The organism is Pseudomonas sp. Pmew2 (genome assembly GCF_058129885.1).
In genome coordinates this window covers 2825207-2840685 of record NZ_CM176702.1, presented here as the reverse complement: position 1 = coordinate 2840685, position 15479 = coordinate 2825207, and the positions used below count along the sequence as shown (strand labels likewise).

The 15479-nt window shown below is 57.5% G+C and carries 13 protein-coding genes and 3 pseudogenes; 9 read left to right on the top strand and 7 right to left on the bottom strand.

Annotation, left to right across the window (positions count from 1 at the left end; genetic code table 11):
* Window positions 1–150: 150 nt before the first annotated feature.
* From AC4ANK_RS12950 to AC4ANK_RS12935, 4 genes and pseudogenes are all read right to left on the bottom strand, one after another.
* Window positions 151–1087, bottom strand: a pseudogene (locus tag AC4ANK_RS12950) (nitrate- and nitrite sensing domain-containing protein).
* 417 nt (window positions 1088–1504) lie between these two features.
* Window positions 1505–3223, bottom strand: a complete 1719-nt coding sequence (gene poxB, locus AC4ANK_RS12945) for a ubiquinone-dependent pyruvate dehydrogenase (RefSeq protein ID WP_460382798.1) — start codon at window positions 3221–3223, stop codon at window positions 1505–1507.
* A gap of 151 nt (window positions 3224–3374) precedes the next feature.
* Window positions 3375–5264: a penicillin-binding protein 2 gene (gene mrdA / locus AC4ANK_RS12940; protein WP_002553803.1), complete on the bottom strand. Its 1890-nt coding sequence runs from the start codon at window positions 5262–5264 to the stop codon at window positions 3375–3377.
* A 138-nt stretch (window positions 5265–5402) separates the two neighbouring features.
* A complete protein-coding gene (locus AC4ANK_RS12935) occupies window positions 5403–5831 on the bottom strand; it encodes a winged helix-turn-helix transcriptional regulator (protein WP_002553804.1) in 429 nt (142 codons plus the stop codon).
* 88 nt (window positions 5832–5919) lie between these two features.
* On the opposite strand from AC4ANK_RS12935, the gene AC4ANK_RS12930 reads away from it, so the two are divergent.
* From AC4ANK_RS12930 to AC4ANK_RS12910, 5 genes and pseudogenes are all read left to right on the top strand, one after another.
* The gene (locus AC4ANK_RS12930; RefSeq protein ID WP_002553805.1) at window positions 5920–6777 is read left to right on the top strand and encodes an SDR family oxidoreductase; all 858 of its coding nucleotides are present in this window, start codon (window positions 5920–5922) and stop codon (window positions 6775–6777) included.
* Between the two features lie 97 nt (window positions 6778–6874).
* Window positions 6875–7180 (top strand): RcnB family protein, encoded by a 306-nt coding sequence (locus AC4ANK_RS12925; RefSeq protein ID WP_002553806.1) that lies wholly within the window; start codon window positions 6875–6877, stop codon window positions 7178–7180.
* 183 nt (window positions 7181–7363) lie between these two features.
* Window positions 7364–7678 (top strand): annotated as a pseudogene (locus AC4ANK_RS12920) (AraC family ligand binding domain-containing protein); the annotation flags it as partial.
* Between the two features lie 83 nt (window positions 7679–7761).
* On the top strand, window positions 7762–8511 hold the full coding sequence (locus AC4ANK_RS12915) for an IS5 family transposase (RefSeq protein ID WP_460382697.1): 750 nt from the start codon (window positions 7762–7764) through the stop codon (window positions 8509–8511).
* Window positions 8512–8525: 14 nt separating this feature from the next.
* A pseudogene (locus tag AC4ANK_RS12910) lies at window positions 8526–9056 on the top strand (helix-turn-helix domain-containing protein); the annotation flags it as partial.
* A gap of 9 nt (window positions 9057–9065) precedes the next feature.
* Here AC4ANK_RS12910 and AC4ANK_RS12905 read toward each other — a convergent pair.
* Entirely contained in the window at window positions 9066–9650 is a 585-nt protein-coding gene (locus AC4ANK_RS12905) for a LysE family translocator (protein ID WP_004667690.1), read from the bottom strand.
* Window positions 9651–9848: 198 nt separating this feature from the next.
* Here AC4ANK_RS12905 and AC4ANK_RS12900 point away from each other — a divergent pair, with 198 nt between their 5' ends.
* The 3 genes from AC4ANK_RS12900 (at window position 9849) to AC4ANK_RS12890 (ending at window position 10904) form a co-directional block, all read left to right on the top strand.
* Complete coding sequence (locus tag AC4ANK_RS12900) at window positions 9849–10280, top strand: DUF3828 domain-containing protein (protein ID WP_460382802.1); 432 nt, start codon at window positions 9849–9851, stop codon at window positions 10278–10280.
* Between the two features lie 63 nt (window positions 10281–10343).
* Window positions 10344–10547 (top strand): hypothetical protein, encoded by a 204-nt coding sequence (locus AC4ANK_RS12895; RefSeq protein WP_002553810.1) that lies wholly within the window; start codon window positions 10344–10346, stop codon window positions 10545–10547.
* Window positions 10548–10706: 159 nt separating this feature from the next.
* Window positions 10707–10904 (top strand): hypothetical protein, encoded by a 198-nt coding sequence (locus AC4ANK_RS12890; RefSeq protein ID WP_002553811.1) that lies wholly within the window; start codon window positions 10707–10709, stop codon window positions 10902–10904.
* 8 nt (window positions 10905–10912) lie between these two features.
* Here AC4ANK_RS12890 and AC4ANK_RS12885 read toward each other — a convergent pair whose 3' ends face one another.
* Window positions 10913–12364, bottom strand: a complete 1452-nt coding sequence (locus tag AC4ANK_RS12885) for an MFS transporter (protein WP_002553812.1) — start codon at window positions 12362–12364, stop codon at window positions 10913–10915.
* A gap of 61 nt (window positions 12365–12425) precedes the next feature.
* Complete coding sequence (locus AC4ANK_RS12880) at window positions 12426–13733, bottom strand: Nramp family divalent metal transporter (protein WP_161938286.1); 1308 nt, start codon at window positions 13731–13733, stop codon at window positions 12426–12428.
* A gap of 316 nt (window positions 13734–14049) precedes the next feature.
* Here AC4ANK_RS12880 and AC4ANK_RS12875 point away from each other — a divergent pair, with 316 nt between their 5' ends.
* Entirely contained in the window at window positions 14050–15468 is a 1419-nt protein-coding gene (locus AC4ANK_RS12875) for an MFS transporter (protein ID WP_057425673.1), read from the top strand.
* Window positions 15469–15479: the final 11 nt, after the last annotated feature.

Below are 15479 nucleotides of genomic sequence, written 5' to 3'. Positions count from 1 at the left end.
CGATGCTATTTTCTTTGAGTTCCGAAAGTATGCCGAGCCAAGCCGTCGCACAAGAACTGCCACTCGAATTCCTGCCGCCCGACAACCACTACAAAAAAGCCCGAGAGCTAACGCTCCCAGGCCTCTGAACACCCAACAACCCCCTTATCGTCAGCTCACTTTAAACCGTCCCACCAGCCCCTGCTGCTGCTCAGCAAGCCTGGCCAGTTCACGACTCGTGACCGCTGTCTGCTCGGCACCGGCACTCACCTGGATGACCAGCGAGTTGATGTCGTCGACGTTGCGGTGGATCTCTTCGGCCACCAGGCTTTGCTCTTCAGCGGCCGAAGCGACCTGGATGTTGCGGTCGCTGATGGTCGCGATGCCTTCGGCGATCTCTTCCAGCAGTTCACCAGCGCGTACGACGTTGCTGGCACCCTCCTGCGCCTTGCCCAGGGTTTCCTGCATCGACGCTGGTCTTGAATACTTCAGGGGACCAGCGTTGAAACGCTTCGAGGTAACCGGAGAACTCTCCGAGGTTACGACTGAAGCGTGACAACAGGGGCGCGTCAAAGCGGTTCTGGTTGAATGCCTGGACCAGCAGCACGCGCTCGCGACCGGCACGTTCCTTCATGTCGATGAACTGGTTGAGCGAACTCAGGCCACGCAGTATTTGCGGATCTTCGATACTCGCCTCCAGCGAATAGGAGAACCCGACAAGTGTTTTGATAACGTCGGTGAAGCGCGTAGAGGACTCGGTGTTGTTGATCCCCAGCGTATCGATCTTGAGGCGCAACGCAGTCAGGTCATCCAGTGCACGGTAGACTTTGTCCGGACCGGGAATACCGTCGGTCGACTGGGCACGCATCTCGCTTATCGCCTTGTCGGTTTCCTGACGGAAGGTCTTCAATTTGTCCTGCATGGGCTTGCCGCCGCTGCCCAGAAACACGCCGCTGGCACCGCGCTCGCGCTGGATGGTAGTGACCACGTTGCTCAGTTTCTGTGCAACTGCGGTGGCTGTTACTGCTCGCCTCATGTCACCGAGGTTTTCGCTTTTGTCAGCGACGAACAAACCTGCAAAGGCCAGGAAGCCCAATAGGGGGAATATTAAAATAAGCAGCAGTTTCATACTCAAAGGAGCATTTCTAAGCATTGCAGACCTCATGACGTGCAGACTTTTCTATAAAGGCTATCCAGGGCGTAACGTTCTGTATTCGTCGACGTTTTTTTGTCGCCAGGGACTATTGGTTTATCAGCCTGCCGTAGCCGGTCTTGCTTCCGTATCACTGTCTCGGCTGCCTTCCGGGAAGCTTTACCCACTATTTGGATTTGTTAATTCAAATAGCGAACTTGATAAAGCAGAGGGCGTGAGAAGTTTGGATCCGCAAAGAAATGACCGCCTGGGGCGGTCATGATGAGAAGATAAATATAAAACACCGAGAGCGTCACCTGTAACAGCGATGACAATCTCGATAGAGAGAAGTTGCAACTTTTTTCTATTAAACCCATACGTTTTTATAATTGATTAACGCAGGTTGGTTTTCGCCAGCTCCAGCACCTCACTGCCCCGCCCGCTCATGATCGCGCGCATCATGTACAGGCTGAAGCCCTTGGCCTGGGCCAGCTTGATTTTCGGCGGGATGCCCAGCTCCTGCTTGGCAGTGACCACGTCGATCAGCACCGGACCGGGATGATCGAACGCCTTGCGCAAGGCGGCAGGCAACTCTTCGGCATCCTCGACACGCAGGCCGAGAATGCCTGCGCCCAAGGCAATCCCGGCGAAATTGGTTTCATGCAGGTCGGTGCCGTGCGGCACGTAGCCACTGGCTTTCATTTCCATATCGACAAAGCCCAGCGAGCTGTTGTTGAACACCACCATTTTGATCGGCAGGTTCAGTTGGCGGATGCTCAGCAGATCTCCCAACAACATCGACAGGCCACCATCGCCACACAACGCCACCACCTGACGATCCGGATGTTCGGCCTTGGCCCCCAGAGCTTGTGGCAAAGCGTTGGCCATCGAGCCGTGGTTGAACGAGCCGAGCAGACTGCGCTTGCCGTTCATGTGCAGGTAGCGTGCGGCCCACAGCGTTGGCGTGCCTACATCGACGGTAAAGATTGCATCAGCGTCCGCTTGCTCGTCGACCAATCGAGTGAGGTATTGCGGGTGAATAGGCGTGCCGTCTGGCGTAGGCGTGGCCAGTTCGTCCAGCTCTTCACGGGCCTTGGCGTAGTGCTTGAGGGCCTTGTCGAGGAAGCGGCGGTCGGCGTGCGGCTTGAGTTTTGGCTGCAATGCGTCGAGGGTTTCCCGTACCCCGCCGACCAGACCGAGCGCCACCGGCGTGCGGCGACCCAACTGTGTAGGGTCGAGGTCGATCTGGATGATGTTGGCTTTTTCCGGGTAGAAATTCCGATATGGGAAGCTGCTGCCGAGAATCACCAGCGTGTCGCAGGACAGCATGGCGTGATAGCCGGAGCTGAAGCCGATCAGGCCGGTCATGCCGACGTCGAACGGGTTGTCGTATTCAACGTGCTGCTTGCCACGCAAGGCATGAACAATGGGGGCGCCCAGCGTATCGGCCAGTGCAAGAATCTGCTCGTGAGCACCTGCACAGCCTGCACCGCACAGCAAGGTCACGGCTTTCGAGTCGTTGAGCATGTCGGCCATCGACTGCAAGTCGTTGTCTGCCGGGACGACAGCTGGCGGCGTGGGCTCAATCCATTTCGCTGCTACATCAGGGGATTCGCTGAGCGCTACATCGCCGGGCAAGACGATGACGGCAACACCTTTCTGGCTGATCGCCGCGCGCATGGCACGTTCCAGCACACGGGGGAATTGCTCGGGGTTGCTGACCAGTTCGACGAAGTGGCTGCACTCCTTGAACAGCTCCTGCGGGCGGGTTTCCTGAAAGTAATCCAGGCCGATTTCCGAGGAAGGAATGTGCGCAGCAATTGCCAGCACCGGCACGCGGTTGCGATGGCAGTCGTACAGGCCATTGATCAGGTGCAGGTTGCCCGGTCCGCAGCTGCCTGCACAGACCGCCAGCTTGCCGCTGGATGCCGCCTGGGCACCGGCGGCGAAGGCTGCGACTTCTTCATGACGGGTGTGCATCCAGCGAATCGAATCGGTGCGTTCCAGGCTGTCGGTCAGGCCGTTGAGGCTGTCACCGGACACCCCCCAGATGTGGGAAACACCTGCCGCTGCGAGGGTTTGCGCAAGATGGTCGGCGATGGTCTTGGACATTAGGGGTTCCTTGTCGAGGCAATAATGAATTCGGTAAAACGCGCGCAGCGCTCTGCTACGCCTGTTGTGGTCGACCCGATGAATTCTCGACAGTTCAGAAAACCTGAGCCCTGTTCAGGGCTCGGTCAGACAGTTTGCATTGGCAAACAATTCAGGCGTGCGGGTTGCCCGGCGCCTTGGCAGGGACTGCGTATTGCGGTTTGAGCTTGCCCTCGCTGTCGAGCAGCCAGGCATCGAGAATTTCCCGGACCACAGGACCCGCGACTCGACCGCCCGCTTCGCCGTTCTCGATGGTCACCGACACCACGATCTTCGGATGATCGGCTGGCGCGAAGCCGACGAACAAGGCGTTGTCACGGTTACGCTCCAGCGTCTTCAGACGGTTGTAACGCTCACCCTGCTTGATCGCCACCACCTGCGCCGTACCGCTTTTGCCAGCGATGCGGTACTGCGCGCCCTTGGCGGCATCGCGCGCAATGCCGCGCGGATCGTGCATGACCATCTGCATGCCGGTGTTGACCTGATTCCATTCATTGGGATCGCGCAGCACGATGTTTGGCATCGGGTGCTCATCAAGCGGCACGTCGTGGCCTACTTCCATCGCCAGGTGCGGTCGATGCCAGACGCCTTTGCTGGCAATCAGTGACGTTGCCTGAGCCAGTTGCAATGGTGTGACCTGCATGTAGCCCTGGCCAATGCCGAGAATCACCGTTTCGCCCGGGAACCAAGCCTGACGACGCGTGGCCCGCTTCCATTCGCGGGACGGCATAAGTCCTGCAGACTCCTCGAACATGTCCAGCGACACCTTCTGGCCGATACCGAACATGGTCATGTAATCGTGCAGACGGTCGATGCCGAGCTTGTGCGCCACCGTGTAGAAATAGGTGTCATTGGAACGCATGATCGCCGTGTCCATGTCCACCCAGCCATCGCCGCTGTGGTTCCAGTTACGGTATTTGTGGTCGAAGTCCGGCAGCTGGAAATAACCGGGGTCGAAGACCTTGGTCGAGGCTGTGACCACACCGCTGTCGAGACCGGCAATCGCCACCTCCGGCTTGACCGTCGAGCCCGGTGCGTAAAGGCCACGCAGCACCCGGTTGAACAGCGGCCGGTCAATGGAATCGCGCAGCGCAGCGTACTGCTTGAAGCTGATGCCGGTGACGAACAGGTTGGGGTCGAAGCTTGGTTTGCTGACCATCGCCAGCACTTCGCCGGTTTCCGGGTCCAGCGCAACCACCGAACCACGTCGATCACCCAGAGCGTTTTCCGCTGCGGCCTGCAAATGCGCGTCCAGCGTGAGGGTGATGTTCTTGCCCGGCACCGGGTCAGTATGTTTCAGCACCCGCAGCACGCGCCCCTGGGCGTTGGTTTCGACCTCTTCGTAGCCTACGTGGCCGTGCAGCTCGGATTCGTAGAAGCGCTCGATACCGGTCTTGCCGATGGATTGAGTGCCGCGATATTCGTTGTCGAGATGCGACGCTTCTTTTTCGTTGATACGCCCGACATAGCCAATCGAATGAGCAAAATGCGCGCCCAACGGGTAGTGACGAACGAACTGCGCTGCCACATCCACGCCCGGTAGCAGGTACTGATTGACCGCCAGTATGGCGATCTGCTCCTCGGTCAGCTCATACAGCAGTGTTGCGGGCTCGAACGGGTGGCGAACCTGTTTCAGTTCCTTGTCGAACAGAATCCGGTCTTCGTCGGGCAACTCCAGCAGGGTCATCAGTTCATCGATCACCTTGTGCCAGTCACCGGCGCGCTCACGGGTCAGGGTCAGGTTGAAACTGGGGCGATTGTCAGCGAGCACTTCGCCATTGCGGTCAAAGATCAAACCGCGCTCGGGCGGGATCGGCAGCACGTGAACACGGTTGTTTTCGGAAATGGTCGAGTGATAGTCGAACTCGGTGACTTGCAGGAAATACATGCGCGCGACCAGACAGGCAGCCAGCAGGCCGACCAGCACCGCGCAGGCAATCAGGCGCTGATTGACCAGCCGCGTCTCTTTTTCGTGGTCTTTCAGGGGAATTGGATTGGGCATTTCTACAGCTTCTCGGTGAAGGGCAAACGGCGCAACTAAACGTGTATATAAAGATTTCGGCGCGCACCATACCAAGAAGCGGCTGATTGCAGGCGATCAAGCCGACAATCGCAGGATGAAAAATCTGTCAGAAAAGACTCATTCGGGCGTGATCTGCAGCGTATTCGACGCTTCACGGGCCTGCATAATGCGCGGCAGATTGGTCTCGATCCAGGTAACGAGTGTTTCAACCTGCAAGGCGACTTCTTCGCCCATCGGGGTCAGCCGGTATTGAACATGCGGCGGCACCACCGGCAGTGACTTGCGGCTGACGAAGCCGTCCTGCTCCAGGTGCTGCCGGGTTTGCGCGAGCATTTTCTCGCTGACCCCGCCAATTTTGCGCCGCACCTCGCTGAAACGATGCATGCCGCCGCGCAAAACCACCAGCACCAGCACGCCCCAACGGCTGCAAACATGGTTGAGCACAATCCGTGAAGGGCAATCAGTGGCCAGTACCTGCCCCTGACGAACGAAGGCCAGCATGGACTCGACCGTTTCAGACTGTGGACGCGAGGCAGATTCACTCATGACGCTTACCTTTTTGTGCGTACTTACGAAAGGTAAGCATGATGACTATGCTGGCGCTTCCTTTCAACCTGATTCAAGGAATCCTTCCATGATCGTTGTCACCGGTGCCACTGGCCAGCTTGGCCGTATCGTCATTGAACAGCTGCTCACTCGTGTACCTGCCGGGCAGATCATTGCCGCAGTCCGCAGCCCGGAAAAGGCCAGTGACCTCTCGGCAAAGGGCATTCAAGTTCGTCATGCCGACTATTCGCAGCCGTCGACGCTGGACAGCGCGTTTGCCGGTGCCGACAAAGTGCTGCTGATTTCGTCCAGCGAAGTGGGCCAGCGCCTGCCGCAGCACAAGGCCGTGATTGATGCGGCGAAACGCGTCGGGGTCAAACTGCTGGCTTACACCAGTGTTCTGCATGCAGACGCCTCGGCACTGGGCCTGGCCAGAGAGCACCGCGAAACCGAAGATTACCTGCGCGACAGCAGGCTGCCTTATGTCCTGCTGCGCAATGGCTGGTACACCGAAAACTACACAGCAGGCATTCCCGGCGCGCTGGGCCATGGCGCGGTCATGGGCTGTGCCGACGAGGGCCGCATCAGTTCGGCGTCGCGCCTCGATTACGCTGAAGCTGCGGCGGTGCTGCTGACCTCCGGCGAGGATCAGAGCGGTCGCGTGTACGAGCTGGCTGGTGACGATTCCTACACACTTGCTGAGTTCGCTGCCGAGCTTTCAAAGCAGGCCGGCAAGACTCTGCCTTACGTCAACCTGCCGCAAGCCGAATTCAAAGCCGCGCTGATCCAGGCAGGCTTGCCAGACTTCGTTGCGCAGTTGCTGGCTGATTCCGACGCGGCCGCAGCCAAAGGCGCGCTGTTCGATGACAGTCACCAGTTGAGCGCACTGATCGGCCGTCCGACCACCAGGCTCTCTGCAACCATCGCCCAGACCCTGCAAGGCTAAGCGCGGCAAACCCGATCGAATGATTTGCAAACGTGAGGGTCCCAGTTGTTACGAGGCATTAAGCCATCGCCTGATACCAAAGACTGGGAGTCTTTACATGAATAGCAAATCGTTGATCGCCTGCATGACCTTGCTCGGCTGCTTCTCCGCCGTCACCCTGCCCGCTCACGCAGAGACGGCGGACCCGAAAGTCACCGAATCCAAGGACAACGCCCATGAGCTGGAAGTAGGCTCCCGCGTTCCGGAAAAATATCGCCGCAGCGACCTGGAAGTGAAGGACTGGAAAAGTAAAGGCCTGGAAACACCCGCCAAGGAAAGCGAATGGGTAAAGATTAACGACAAGTACGTGCGTTTCCAGAAGGTCAATGGTCAGATTATGGACATCGTGCCGGTGAAGAAGTAAGGCTTACGCGCTTCGCTTTTTATGCTCTGCGTGAGCATGCCTGAGTGACGCAGCTCGTCACGACACGCATGCCGACGCAGAGCATTTGCACTAGCCGGTGCTTTTTAACGCAATGCGACACATCGGCATCGCGCTGGCACATGAGTTCAGCTACCCTCGGTGCTCTGCCGACGGGATATCAGCATGAGCACCATCCACTCCAGCGACTCGACCGCAACCCCCTTTTTCTGGCGCGATGAGTGTCTGCCTTTCATTGAGGCGCGCTCGGTAGAAGATGGCCGGCTGGTCTGCTATGCCCCGCATTCGCATGAGACTTTTTCCATCGGCGCGATTACCGCTGGGCAAAGCACCTATTTGCACGAAAAGAGCTCACAGCGCGTAACGGCAGGCACCGCGGTCCTGATGAACCCCGGAGATGTGCATGCCTGCAACCCGATCAACAATCAGCCGTGGTCGTACCTGATGCTTTATGTGGACAGCCATTGGCTAGGGTCTGTTCCCGTTTCGACGTAACCCATTGATCTCTATGAGAACAGGCCCGTATTGTTGGAGTTCTCACACAACACCAATACGAGCCTGCAATGCCCCGATTAATGCTCAGTGATGAGCACTGGCCGAAGCTTCGAGAAATTTTGCTGCACGAATCGATCTACAACAAGCGAGATTTGCGCACCACGGTTGAAGGCATGCTGTACCGCATGCGTGTGGGTTGCCCTTGGCGAGACCTGCCGAAAGCGTTTGGAAACTGGAGCAAGGTCTACAAGCGGTTCAATGCCTGGTCTGCTTCAGGCAAGTGGGTCAAGGTGCTTGAGGTGCTGATGACCGATCCTGACATGGAGTGGGTTTTCATTGATGGCAGTTATGTAAAGGCTCATCAGCACAGTGCAGGTGCTGCCAGCACGCAGGACCAGGCCATCGGAAAAAGCCGAGCCGGTAACACCAGCAAGATTCACCTGGCTGTAGACGCTTGTGGGCTGCCCATTGCATTTGACGTGACCGGAGGCCAGACCAATGATTGTTCGCAGGCGGCCTCGTTGATTGCCAAGATGCCCAATGCAGAAGTGATCATTGCGGACAAGGGCTACGACACTGAAGCGATACGCGCTCAGGTCGAGCAGCAAGGCAGCAAAGTGGTGATTCCACGAAAGCGCAATTCTCTGAAAGGGAACGCAGATCTGGACAAAGGGTTATATCGCAATCGACATCTCGTAGAAAACGCCTTTGCCCGGTTGAAGCATTTCCGGGCGGCGGCTTCTCGGTTCGACAAACTCAAGAGAAACTATGAAAGCGTCATAGCAATGGCCTGCGCTTTTCTGTGGCTGCCAATGTGAAACGGGAACAGACCCTAGGCGACATACAGCAGGATATAGGGCTGAACGCTGAATCCGGCTTTCAACCCCTGCCCTATACGCACACTAGCGATCCGCTACTGTTCGGTAAATTGACGGCGCTGTACCAGACCCTGACCGACGCAAAAGCCGATACGCTGCAAAAACATTGCACGGCGGTAGCGTTCTTCACCCTGACGCTGGAGACATTTGATGCTGCGCCAGCGCCGCCCCTCCAACTCTCCCCCCGAGTCACGCGCGCCGCTGAGTACATCAACGACAACTTCACCCGACCCATCAAACTCGCCGACATCTGTGCTGCAGCCAATCTCTCAGCGTCATACCTGATTCGCTCGTTCGAGCAGCGTTATCACCTGACGCCGCATGCCTACTTGCTCAACCGCCGTATCCAGCACGCCCAAACACAGTTGAAAAGCGGCAAGATGATTGCCGACGTTGCGCAGGAAACCGGCTTTGCCGATCAAGCGCATTTTCAGCGTGAGTTTAAAAAACACCTGGCAGCGACACCGGGGCAGTATCGGTTGTGATTGCACGGGTCAGATCAACAGATACAACGCACAGCCAGCCAATAACAGCGCCATGATCCGGTTGAAAACACGCACGCTTGCCGCGCTGCACAAATAGTTGCTCAGAAAACTCCCGGCAAAGACCCAGCAACCCAGTGACAGGTAACACACCACACAATAGATGGTTGCGAATTGCCAGATCAACGTGGCCTCGCCATTGGCAACAAAAACACCCATGCCTGCTATCGATGCCAGCCATGCCTTGGGGTTGAGCCATTGCATGACCGCCCCTTGTATCATCGAAGGACCGACTGCCTTATCGCCCAGGCTCAGTTGACCGTTGTCGGTTGCAAGCCGGAACGCCATATACAGCAGAAATGCCACGCCGGACCATTGAATGATTCGGGTCAGAAATGGCCATTGCTGCAAGGTTTCGTACAGGCCAAAACCGATGAGCAGCAGCAATAGGGTAAAGCCCAGCGTTGCACCCAGCACGTGGCGCATGCCCGGCCAGACCCCATAGCGCGCACCGGCACTAAACGCCACAATGTTGACCGGTCCCGGCGTGATGGACGAAGCCAGTGCAAACGCAGCCATGGAAATCAGCATAGTCATGGAACACCCCTTGAACATGATCAGAAATGACCCGCTCAAGGTAATGACGGCAATGAACAGCGTATTGAAGGAAATTGCTCACAATATTATTCCAGCCATCCGCTTCACCTAAAACCATTGCTTTTTTGTCCGCATGCCTTACAAATGCAATGTTCTCAGTCTGTAACCTCACTGCCACCTTCTCTGCGAGCCTGCTCCATGTCCAGAACCGTCGCCATTGCCTTCGCCTGCCTGCTTTCATCAACGGCCCAGGCCGCCTGCCCCGCCGCGACCCCGGTCGATACAGCGCGCTGGGTCTACGAAAAGCATCAGGACTTCTACCTCAGTGGCAAAGGCTCGGCTGATTACCTGTCCAAGCCTTTGCTGGGCTTGCTGAAAAAAGACTGGGCCTGTCAGAACGGTGATCAGTGCGCAGTCAGCGCCAACCCCTGGACCGACGCGCAGGCGGTGGTCGAGATGACCTACAACCTGGGCTACAAAGACGCCCCGCAGCAGCCGGTCACCAGCCAGACCACTCGTCTGTTGTTGACTAAAAATGCCAGCAGTTGCTGGGTGCTGGACAATCTTCAAGGGCCGCAGGGTGTCGCACTGATGCAGACCCTGGAGGAATTTCCTTACGAAGGTGATTGATCGGCCTTGAAACAATCCGTCATTCTCGGTATCACAGGCACTTGAATTTCACGAGCGAGCACCATGAATACCTTTGAGCAATCGATTATTGAGGCTGCGCAGGCCGCCACGCCCAATAACACCGATGCCGAACGCGAAGCTGCCAGAATTGCCGCCACGCAGGCAGTGGCCGAAATCATGTCCAGCCGCAGCGGGCTGGACCGTACCCTGGCATTGGCCGAGTTGTTGGATTCCTACTCGGAACATGACGATCAGGAAGACGATTAGGCGGGGCGGCAGCGGGCAAAAATTTATTACCTGTTTATTTACCTGCGACGCTAAAGAAAGCTACTGTAGCGGTCGATAATTAGATTGAGGGGGTTCATCACAGCCCCCATTCATTTAGTCATTTAGTGCGCTCGGATGCGACCTATAGGGGAACCATCCGTGCAAGTCGAACAACTGAAAGACATCCAGGCCTACGTCAGGCGCACCGCCGACGACCTTGAACGCGTCTCGGCCAATCTTGCCGGACATCTTTTGTACCTGGAGCGTACTTCTCGCCCGCATGAAGCGCAGGAAGTCAGCGAACGGATCGTCGGCTTGCGTGCGTCAGTCGATGGCCTTCGTGGCGTGTTCCGGTAACTGACCATTTACCTTTCCCCGGCCTGCGACAGCGGCCTCGCTACTTCCTCCAGAGACTTGCGCTCGGCAGCCGCGCCCCATATCGACTGAACCAGCGCCGCGAACATCATCAACCCTGCCCCGATCAGATAGCCGATCAGCACATTGCTGCGTTCGCCGGTTTCTATCAACTCACCAAACAACGTAGGGCCTATCATCCCGCCCAGCCCCGTACCGAAGGCGTAGAACACTGCAATCGCCAATGCGCGGATTTCCAGCGGAAAGGTTTCGGCCACTGTCAGGTAGGCCGAGCTGGCCGCTGCCGAAGCAAAGAAGAAAATCACCATCCAGGCAATGGCCTGCTGGGTTACGTCCAGCAGACCTTGCTCGAACATATAGCCACTGATCGCCAACAGCACGCCTGACACACCATAGGTCAGGCTGATCATGACACGCCGCCCCACCACGTCAAACAACCTGCCCAGCAGCAGCGGACCGCAGAAATTACCCAGCGCCAGCGGCAACACATACCAACCGACGCGCTCGGACGGCACGCCATAGAAGTCGGTCAATACCAACGCGTAAGTGAAGAAAATCGCATTGTAGAAAAAAGCCTGCGCCGTCAGCAGCGTCAGGCCAACCAGCGATCGCTGGCGAAACGTCACCAGCAAGGTTCTGGCAACCTCCCCCAGCGGCGTGTGGTCGCGCACGTGCAGGCGCAAGGGTTTGCCCTGCACGGGAGGCAGCACATGGCCCTGGCGCTGCAAATCGGCCTCTATCTGTTCAACGATCTTTTTCGCCTGCGCGGCCTGGCCGTGAATCAACAGCCAGCGCGGGCTCTCCGGCAGCCACAGACGCATCAGCAGCACCAGCAGGCCCAATACCGCACCGATCCCGAAACACAGGCGCCAGCCCAGTTCGGCACCTACCCATTGCGGATCGAGCAACACAATCGAGCCAATCGCGCCCAGCGCAGCACCCAGCCAGAACGTGCCATTGATGGTCAGGTCGACCCATCCCCGGTAACGTGCCAGGGTAAATTCCTGGATTGTCGAATTGATTGCGGTGTACTCGCCACCGATACCCATGCCGGTCAGAAAGCGGAACAGCATGAAGCTCCAGACGCTGAATGAAAACGCCGTGGCAGCCGTGGCGCCGACGTACAGCAGCAAGGTGATGAAGAACAGTTTGCGACGCCCGAGACGGTCCGCCAGCCAGCCAAAAAATAATGCGCCAAGTACGGCACCGGCGATATACGCGGCACCCGCCAGGCCCACGTCACTGTTGGTCAGGTTGAGCGCCGGACTGGCTTTCAGGGCGCCAGCCACCGAGCCTGCAAGGGTCACTTCCAGGCCATCGAGCAACCAGGTGATACCCAGCGCCACAACCAGCAAGGTGTGAAACCGCCCCCAGGGTAAGCGGTCCAGACGGGCCGGCAAATCGGTTTCGAACACTGCACCCGTTTCATCGGTTGTGGTCATTTCCGGCTCCCTGACAGCGAACATTGGTGTCAGGTTTGAGAGTGACTTACGGCGATCAAGTTCAGCTCACCCAGAACCACAGCAGCGTCAGATTGGCCGCCGAGATCAGACCGAACAGACCCCAGGCGGCAATCTTGACCAACCGACTATTGACGAACGGCCCCATCAACTGCGGATCACTGGTAAAGCGAATCAGCGGCCAGAGCGCAAACGGCAGTTGCAGGCTCAGCACCACCTGGCTGAGCACCAGCATCTTGCCGACCGAACTGTCACCCAGCCAGATAACGCCGATCAGCGCCGGAATCAGTGCCAGTGCGCGAGTAATCAAGCGCCGCTGCCAGCAAGGAATTTTGGCCTGCAGAAAGCCTTCGAGCACCACCTGCCCGGCGATGGTTCCCGTGAACGTCGAACTTTGCCCTGCCGCCAGCAAGGCGACGCCGAAGAGCACGCTGGCAATGGCACCGCCGACCAATGGATCAAGCAGGTGATAAGCGTCCTGAATCTCGACCACTTCGGTATGCCCGGTCTTGTGAAACGCCGCAGCCGCGAGGATCAGAATCGCCGCATTGATCAGTAGCGCAAGGCTCAGCGAACCGATAGTGTCCAGCCGGGCGTAGCGAATGGCAGTGGCCTTGCTGGCCAGGTCAGCACCATTGACCCGGGTCTGCACCACTGACGAATGCAGATAAAGGTTATGCGGCATGACCGTGGCACCCAGAATACCGATGGCGATATACAGCGGCTCCTGGCTGCTCAGTACATCCCAGCTCGGTTTCAGGCCCGCCACCACATCCGGCCAGAATGGCTTGATCAGAAACAGCTCGATGGCAAAACAACTGGCAATGGTTGCAATCAACCCCAGCACGATAGCTTCCAGACGCCGGAAATTGGCGCCCTGCAAGGCCAGCACGATCAGGGTATCGAAAGCGGTCAACGCTACACCGGTGGTTATCGACACGCCCAGCAACAGATGAAACGCCAACGCCGCCCCCAGCACCTCTGCCAGATCGGTGGCGATGATCGACAGCTCTGCCAGCAGCCACTGGCCTTTGGCGACATTACGGCTGTAGCGGGCAGCAGACAACTGCGCCAGATCACGCCCGGTGGCGATGCCAAGGCGGGAACAAAGGTTTTGCAAGACCATTCCCGACAGACTGGCGAGCACCACCACAAACAACAATGAATAACCAAAGCGTGAACCGGCCTCGATAGCCGTCGCCCAGTTGCCGGGGTCCATGTAACCGATGGAAACCAGCAGGCCTGGCCCCACGAACAGCATCATCTTGCGTAGCAAGGATGCGTTCGGCGGGATGGTCACGCTGTCGGTGGTCGCCGATGGGCAGAAAGGGGCTGTTGCAGTGGTGGGCAGTTTGTACGTCACGGGAACCCGACAGGCAGAAAATCAAGACCCTCATCCTAAGGTTTTGCGACACATGTTGATACATCATTGGAGGCTTCATGCCTGCTGTTTTGACGCTTGCTGGTCTTTGAGGCTGGCGCTGCATTGCTAATCACAAGCTATTTCAACGGTGTACAGCCCGACCCAACCGGTATAAACACTCAAAAACCGCACCAACTAAACAATTATTAATCTTTTAGGGGCCATTAACCGCATTAAAAGAACATTCATTACAAATTGTAAAGAGTACCATTCAGGCCTCTACAAGAACTCAGGATGGCCATCTATGAACTCATCACCTCGCACAGGTGCACCCAAGGGCGAACAGCTGCGGGCAGCGTATATCTCGGCGCGTATTGATCGACTGCCTGCGGTTGCCACTATCTGGAAACTGGTCGCCCTGCTGTCTATCGCCGGTTTTTTCGAGCTTTACGACCTGTTTCAGACGGCCTATATCAGCCCCGGCCTGATTCGCGACGGAATCTTTGCCACGGGAAACCAGGGCCTGTTCGGCTTTTCCGATCAGGCAGCCTTTGCCTCGGCGACCTTTCTGGGTCTGTTTTTCGGTGCCAGTCTGGTTAGCCCGATTGCCGACCGTTACGGTCGCCGCGCAATTTTTACCTTCGCGCTGATCTGGTACACCATTGCCACGGTGATCATGGGTCTGCAGACCTCCGCTCTGGGCGTGATAGGCATGCGCTTTGTAGTGGGTATCGGCCTGGGCGTAGAGCTGGTGACCATCGACACTTACCTGTCGGAACTGGTGCCCAAACGCATACGCAGTTCGGCGTTCGCCTTCGCATTTTTCATCCAGTTCCTGTCAGTCCCCAGCGTGGCGCTAATGTCATGGTGGCTGGTGCCCCAGGCACCCTTCGGCTTTTCCGGATGGCGCTGGGTGGTGATTGGCAGCGCGGTATTTGCGCTGTTTGTCTGGTGGCTGCGTTCAGCACTGCCAGAATCACCTCGCTGGCTGGCGCAGCAGGGGCGTTTCGACGAAGCCGAACTGATCATGGACGGAATTGAAGCACGTTGTATCAAAGACCAGGGCAAGCCGCTGGATGAACCTGAACCGGAGAAAGTCGCGCTGTCAGGCAACGGCAGCTTCGCTGATATGTGGCAACTGCCATACCGTCGTCGTGCACTGATGCTGATCGTATTTCACGTCTTCCAGGCCATTGGCTTCTTCGGCTTCGGTAACTGGCTACCCGCCCTGCTTTCCGGCCAGGGCCTGAGTGTCACACACAGCCTGGGGTATGCGTTCGTGATCACGCTGGCCTACCCGCTCGGCCCGTTGCTGTTCGTGAAATTTGCCAACCGCTTCGAGAACAAATGGCAAATCGTCGGCTCAGCGTTGGGAGCTATGATCTTCGGCAGCCTGTTTGCCTTCCAGACCAGCGCGGCAGGCCTTATTTTCTGCGGGATCATGATCACATTCTGCAACGCATGGCTGAGCTTCAGTTATCACTCATACCAGGGCGAGTTGTTTCCGACCAACATCCGCGCACGTGCCGTGGGCTTTTGCTACTCGTTCAGCCGCCTGTCAACGGTGTTCAGCAGCCTGCTGATCGGGATTTTCCTCGACCACTTCGGCACACCGGGCGTACTGGCGTTCATCGTTGGCAGCATGCTGATCGTGATCATCACCATTGGCCGGTTCGGACCACGTACACGCAATCTGGCGCTGGAGCAGATAGCCCACCGTTGAGTGAACTGACC

Coding starts and splice junctions, on each gene's coding strand:
- AC4ANK_RS12875 (WP_057425673.1), top strand. CDS start 14,050: ATGAACTCATCACCTCGCACAGGTGCACCCAAGGGCGAACAGCTGCGG.
- AC4ANK_RS12925 (WP_002553806.1), top strand. CDS start 6,875: ATGAATAGCAAATCGTTGATCGCCTGCATGACCTTGCTCGGCTGCTTC.
- mrdA (WP_002553803.1), bottom strand. CDS start 5,264: ATGCCCAATCCAATTCCCCTGAAAGACCACGAAAAAGAGACGCGGCTG.
- AC4ANK_RS12885 (WP_002553812.1), bottom strand. CDS start 12,364: ATGACCACAACCGATGAAACGGGTGCAGTGTTCGAAACCGATTTGCCG.
- AC4ANK_RS12930 (WP_002553805.1), top strand. CDS start 5,920: ATGATCGTTGTCACCGGTGCCACTGGCCAGCTTGGCCGTATCGTCATT.
- poxB (WP_460382798.1), bottom strand. CDS start 3,223: ATGTCCAAGACCATCGCCGACCATCTTGCGCAAACCCTCGCAGCGGCA.
- AC4ANK_RS12900 (WP_460382802.1), top strand. CDS start 9,849: ATGTCCAGAACCGTCGCCATTGCCTTCGCCTGCCTGCTTTCATCAACG.
- AC4ANK_RS12915 (WP_460382697.1), top strand. CDS start 7,762: ATGCCCCGATTAATGCTCAGTGATGAGCACTGGCCGAAGCTTCGAGAA.
- AC4ANK_RS12935 (WP_002553804.1), bottom strand. CDS start 5,831: ATGAGTGAATCTGCCTCGCGTCCACAGTCTGAAACGGTCGAGTCCATG.
- AC4ANK_RS12895 (WP_002553810.1), top strand. CDS start 10,344: ATGAATACCTTTGAGCAATCGATTATTGAGGCTGCGCAGGCCGCCACG.
- AC4ANK_RS12905 (WP_004667690.1), bottom strand. CDS start 9,650: ATGACTATGCTGATTTCCATGGCTGCGTTTGCACTGGCTTCGTCCATC.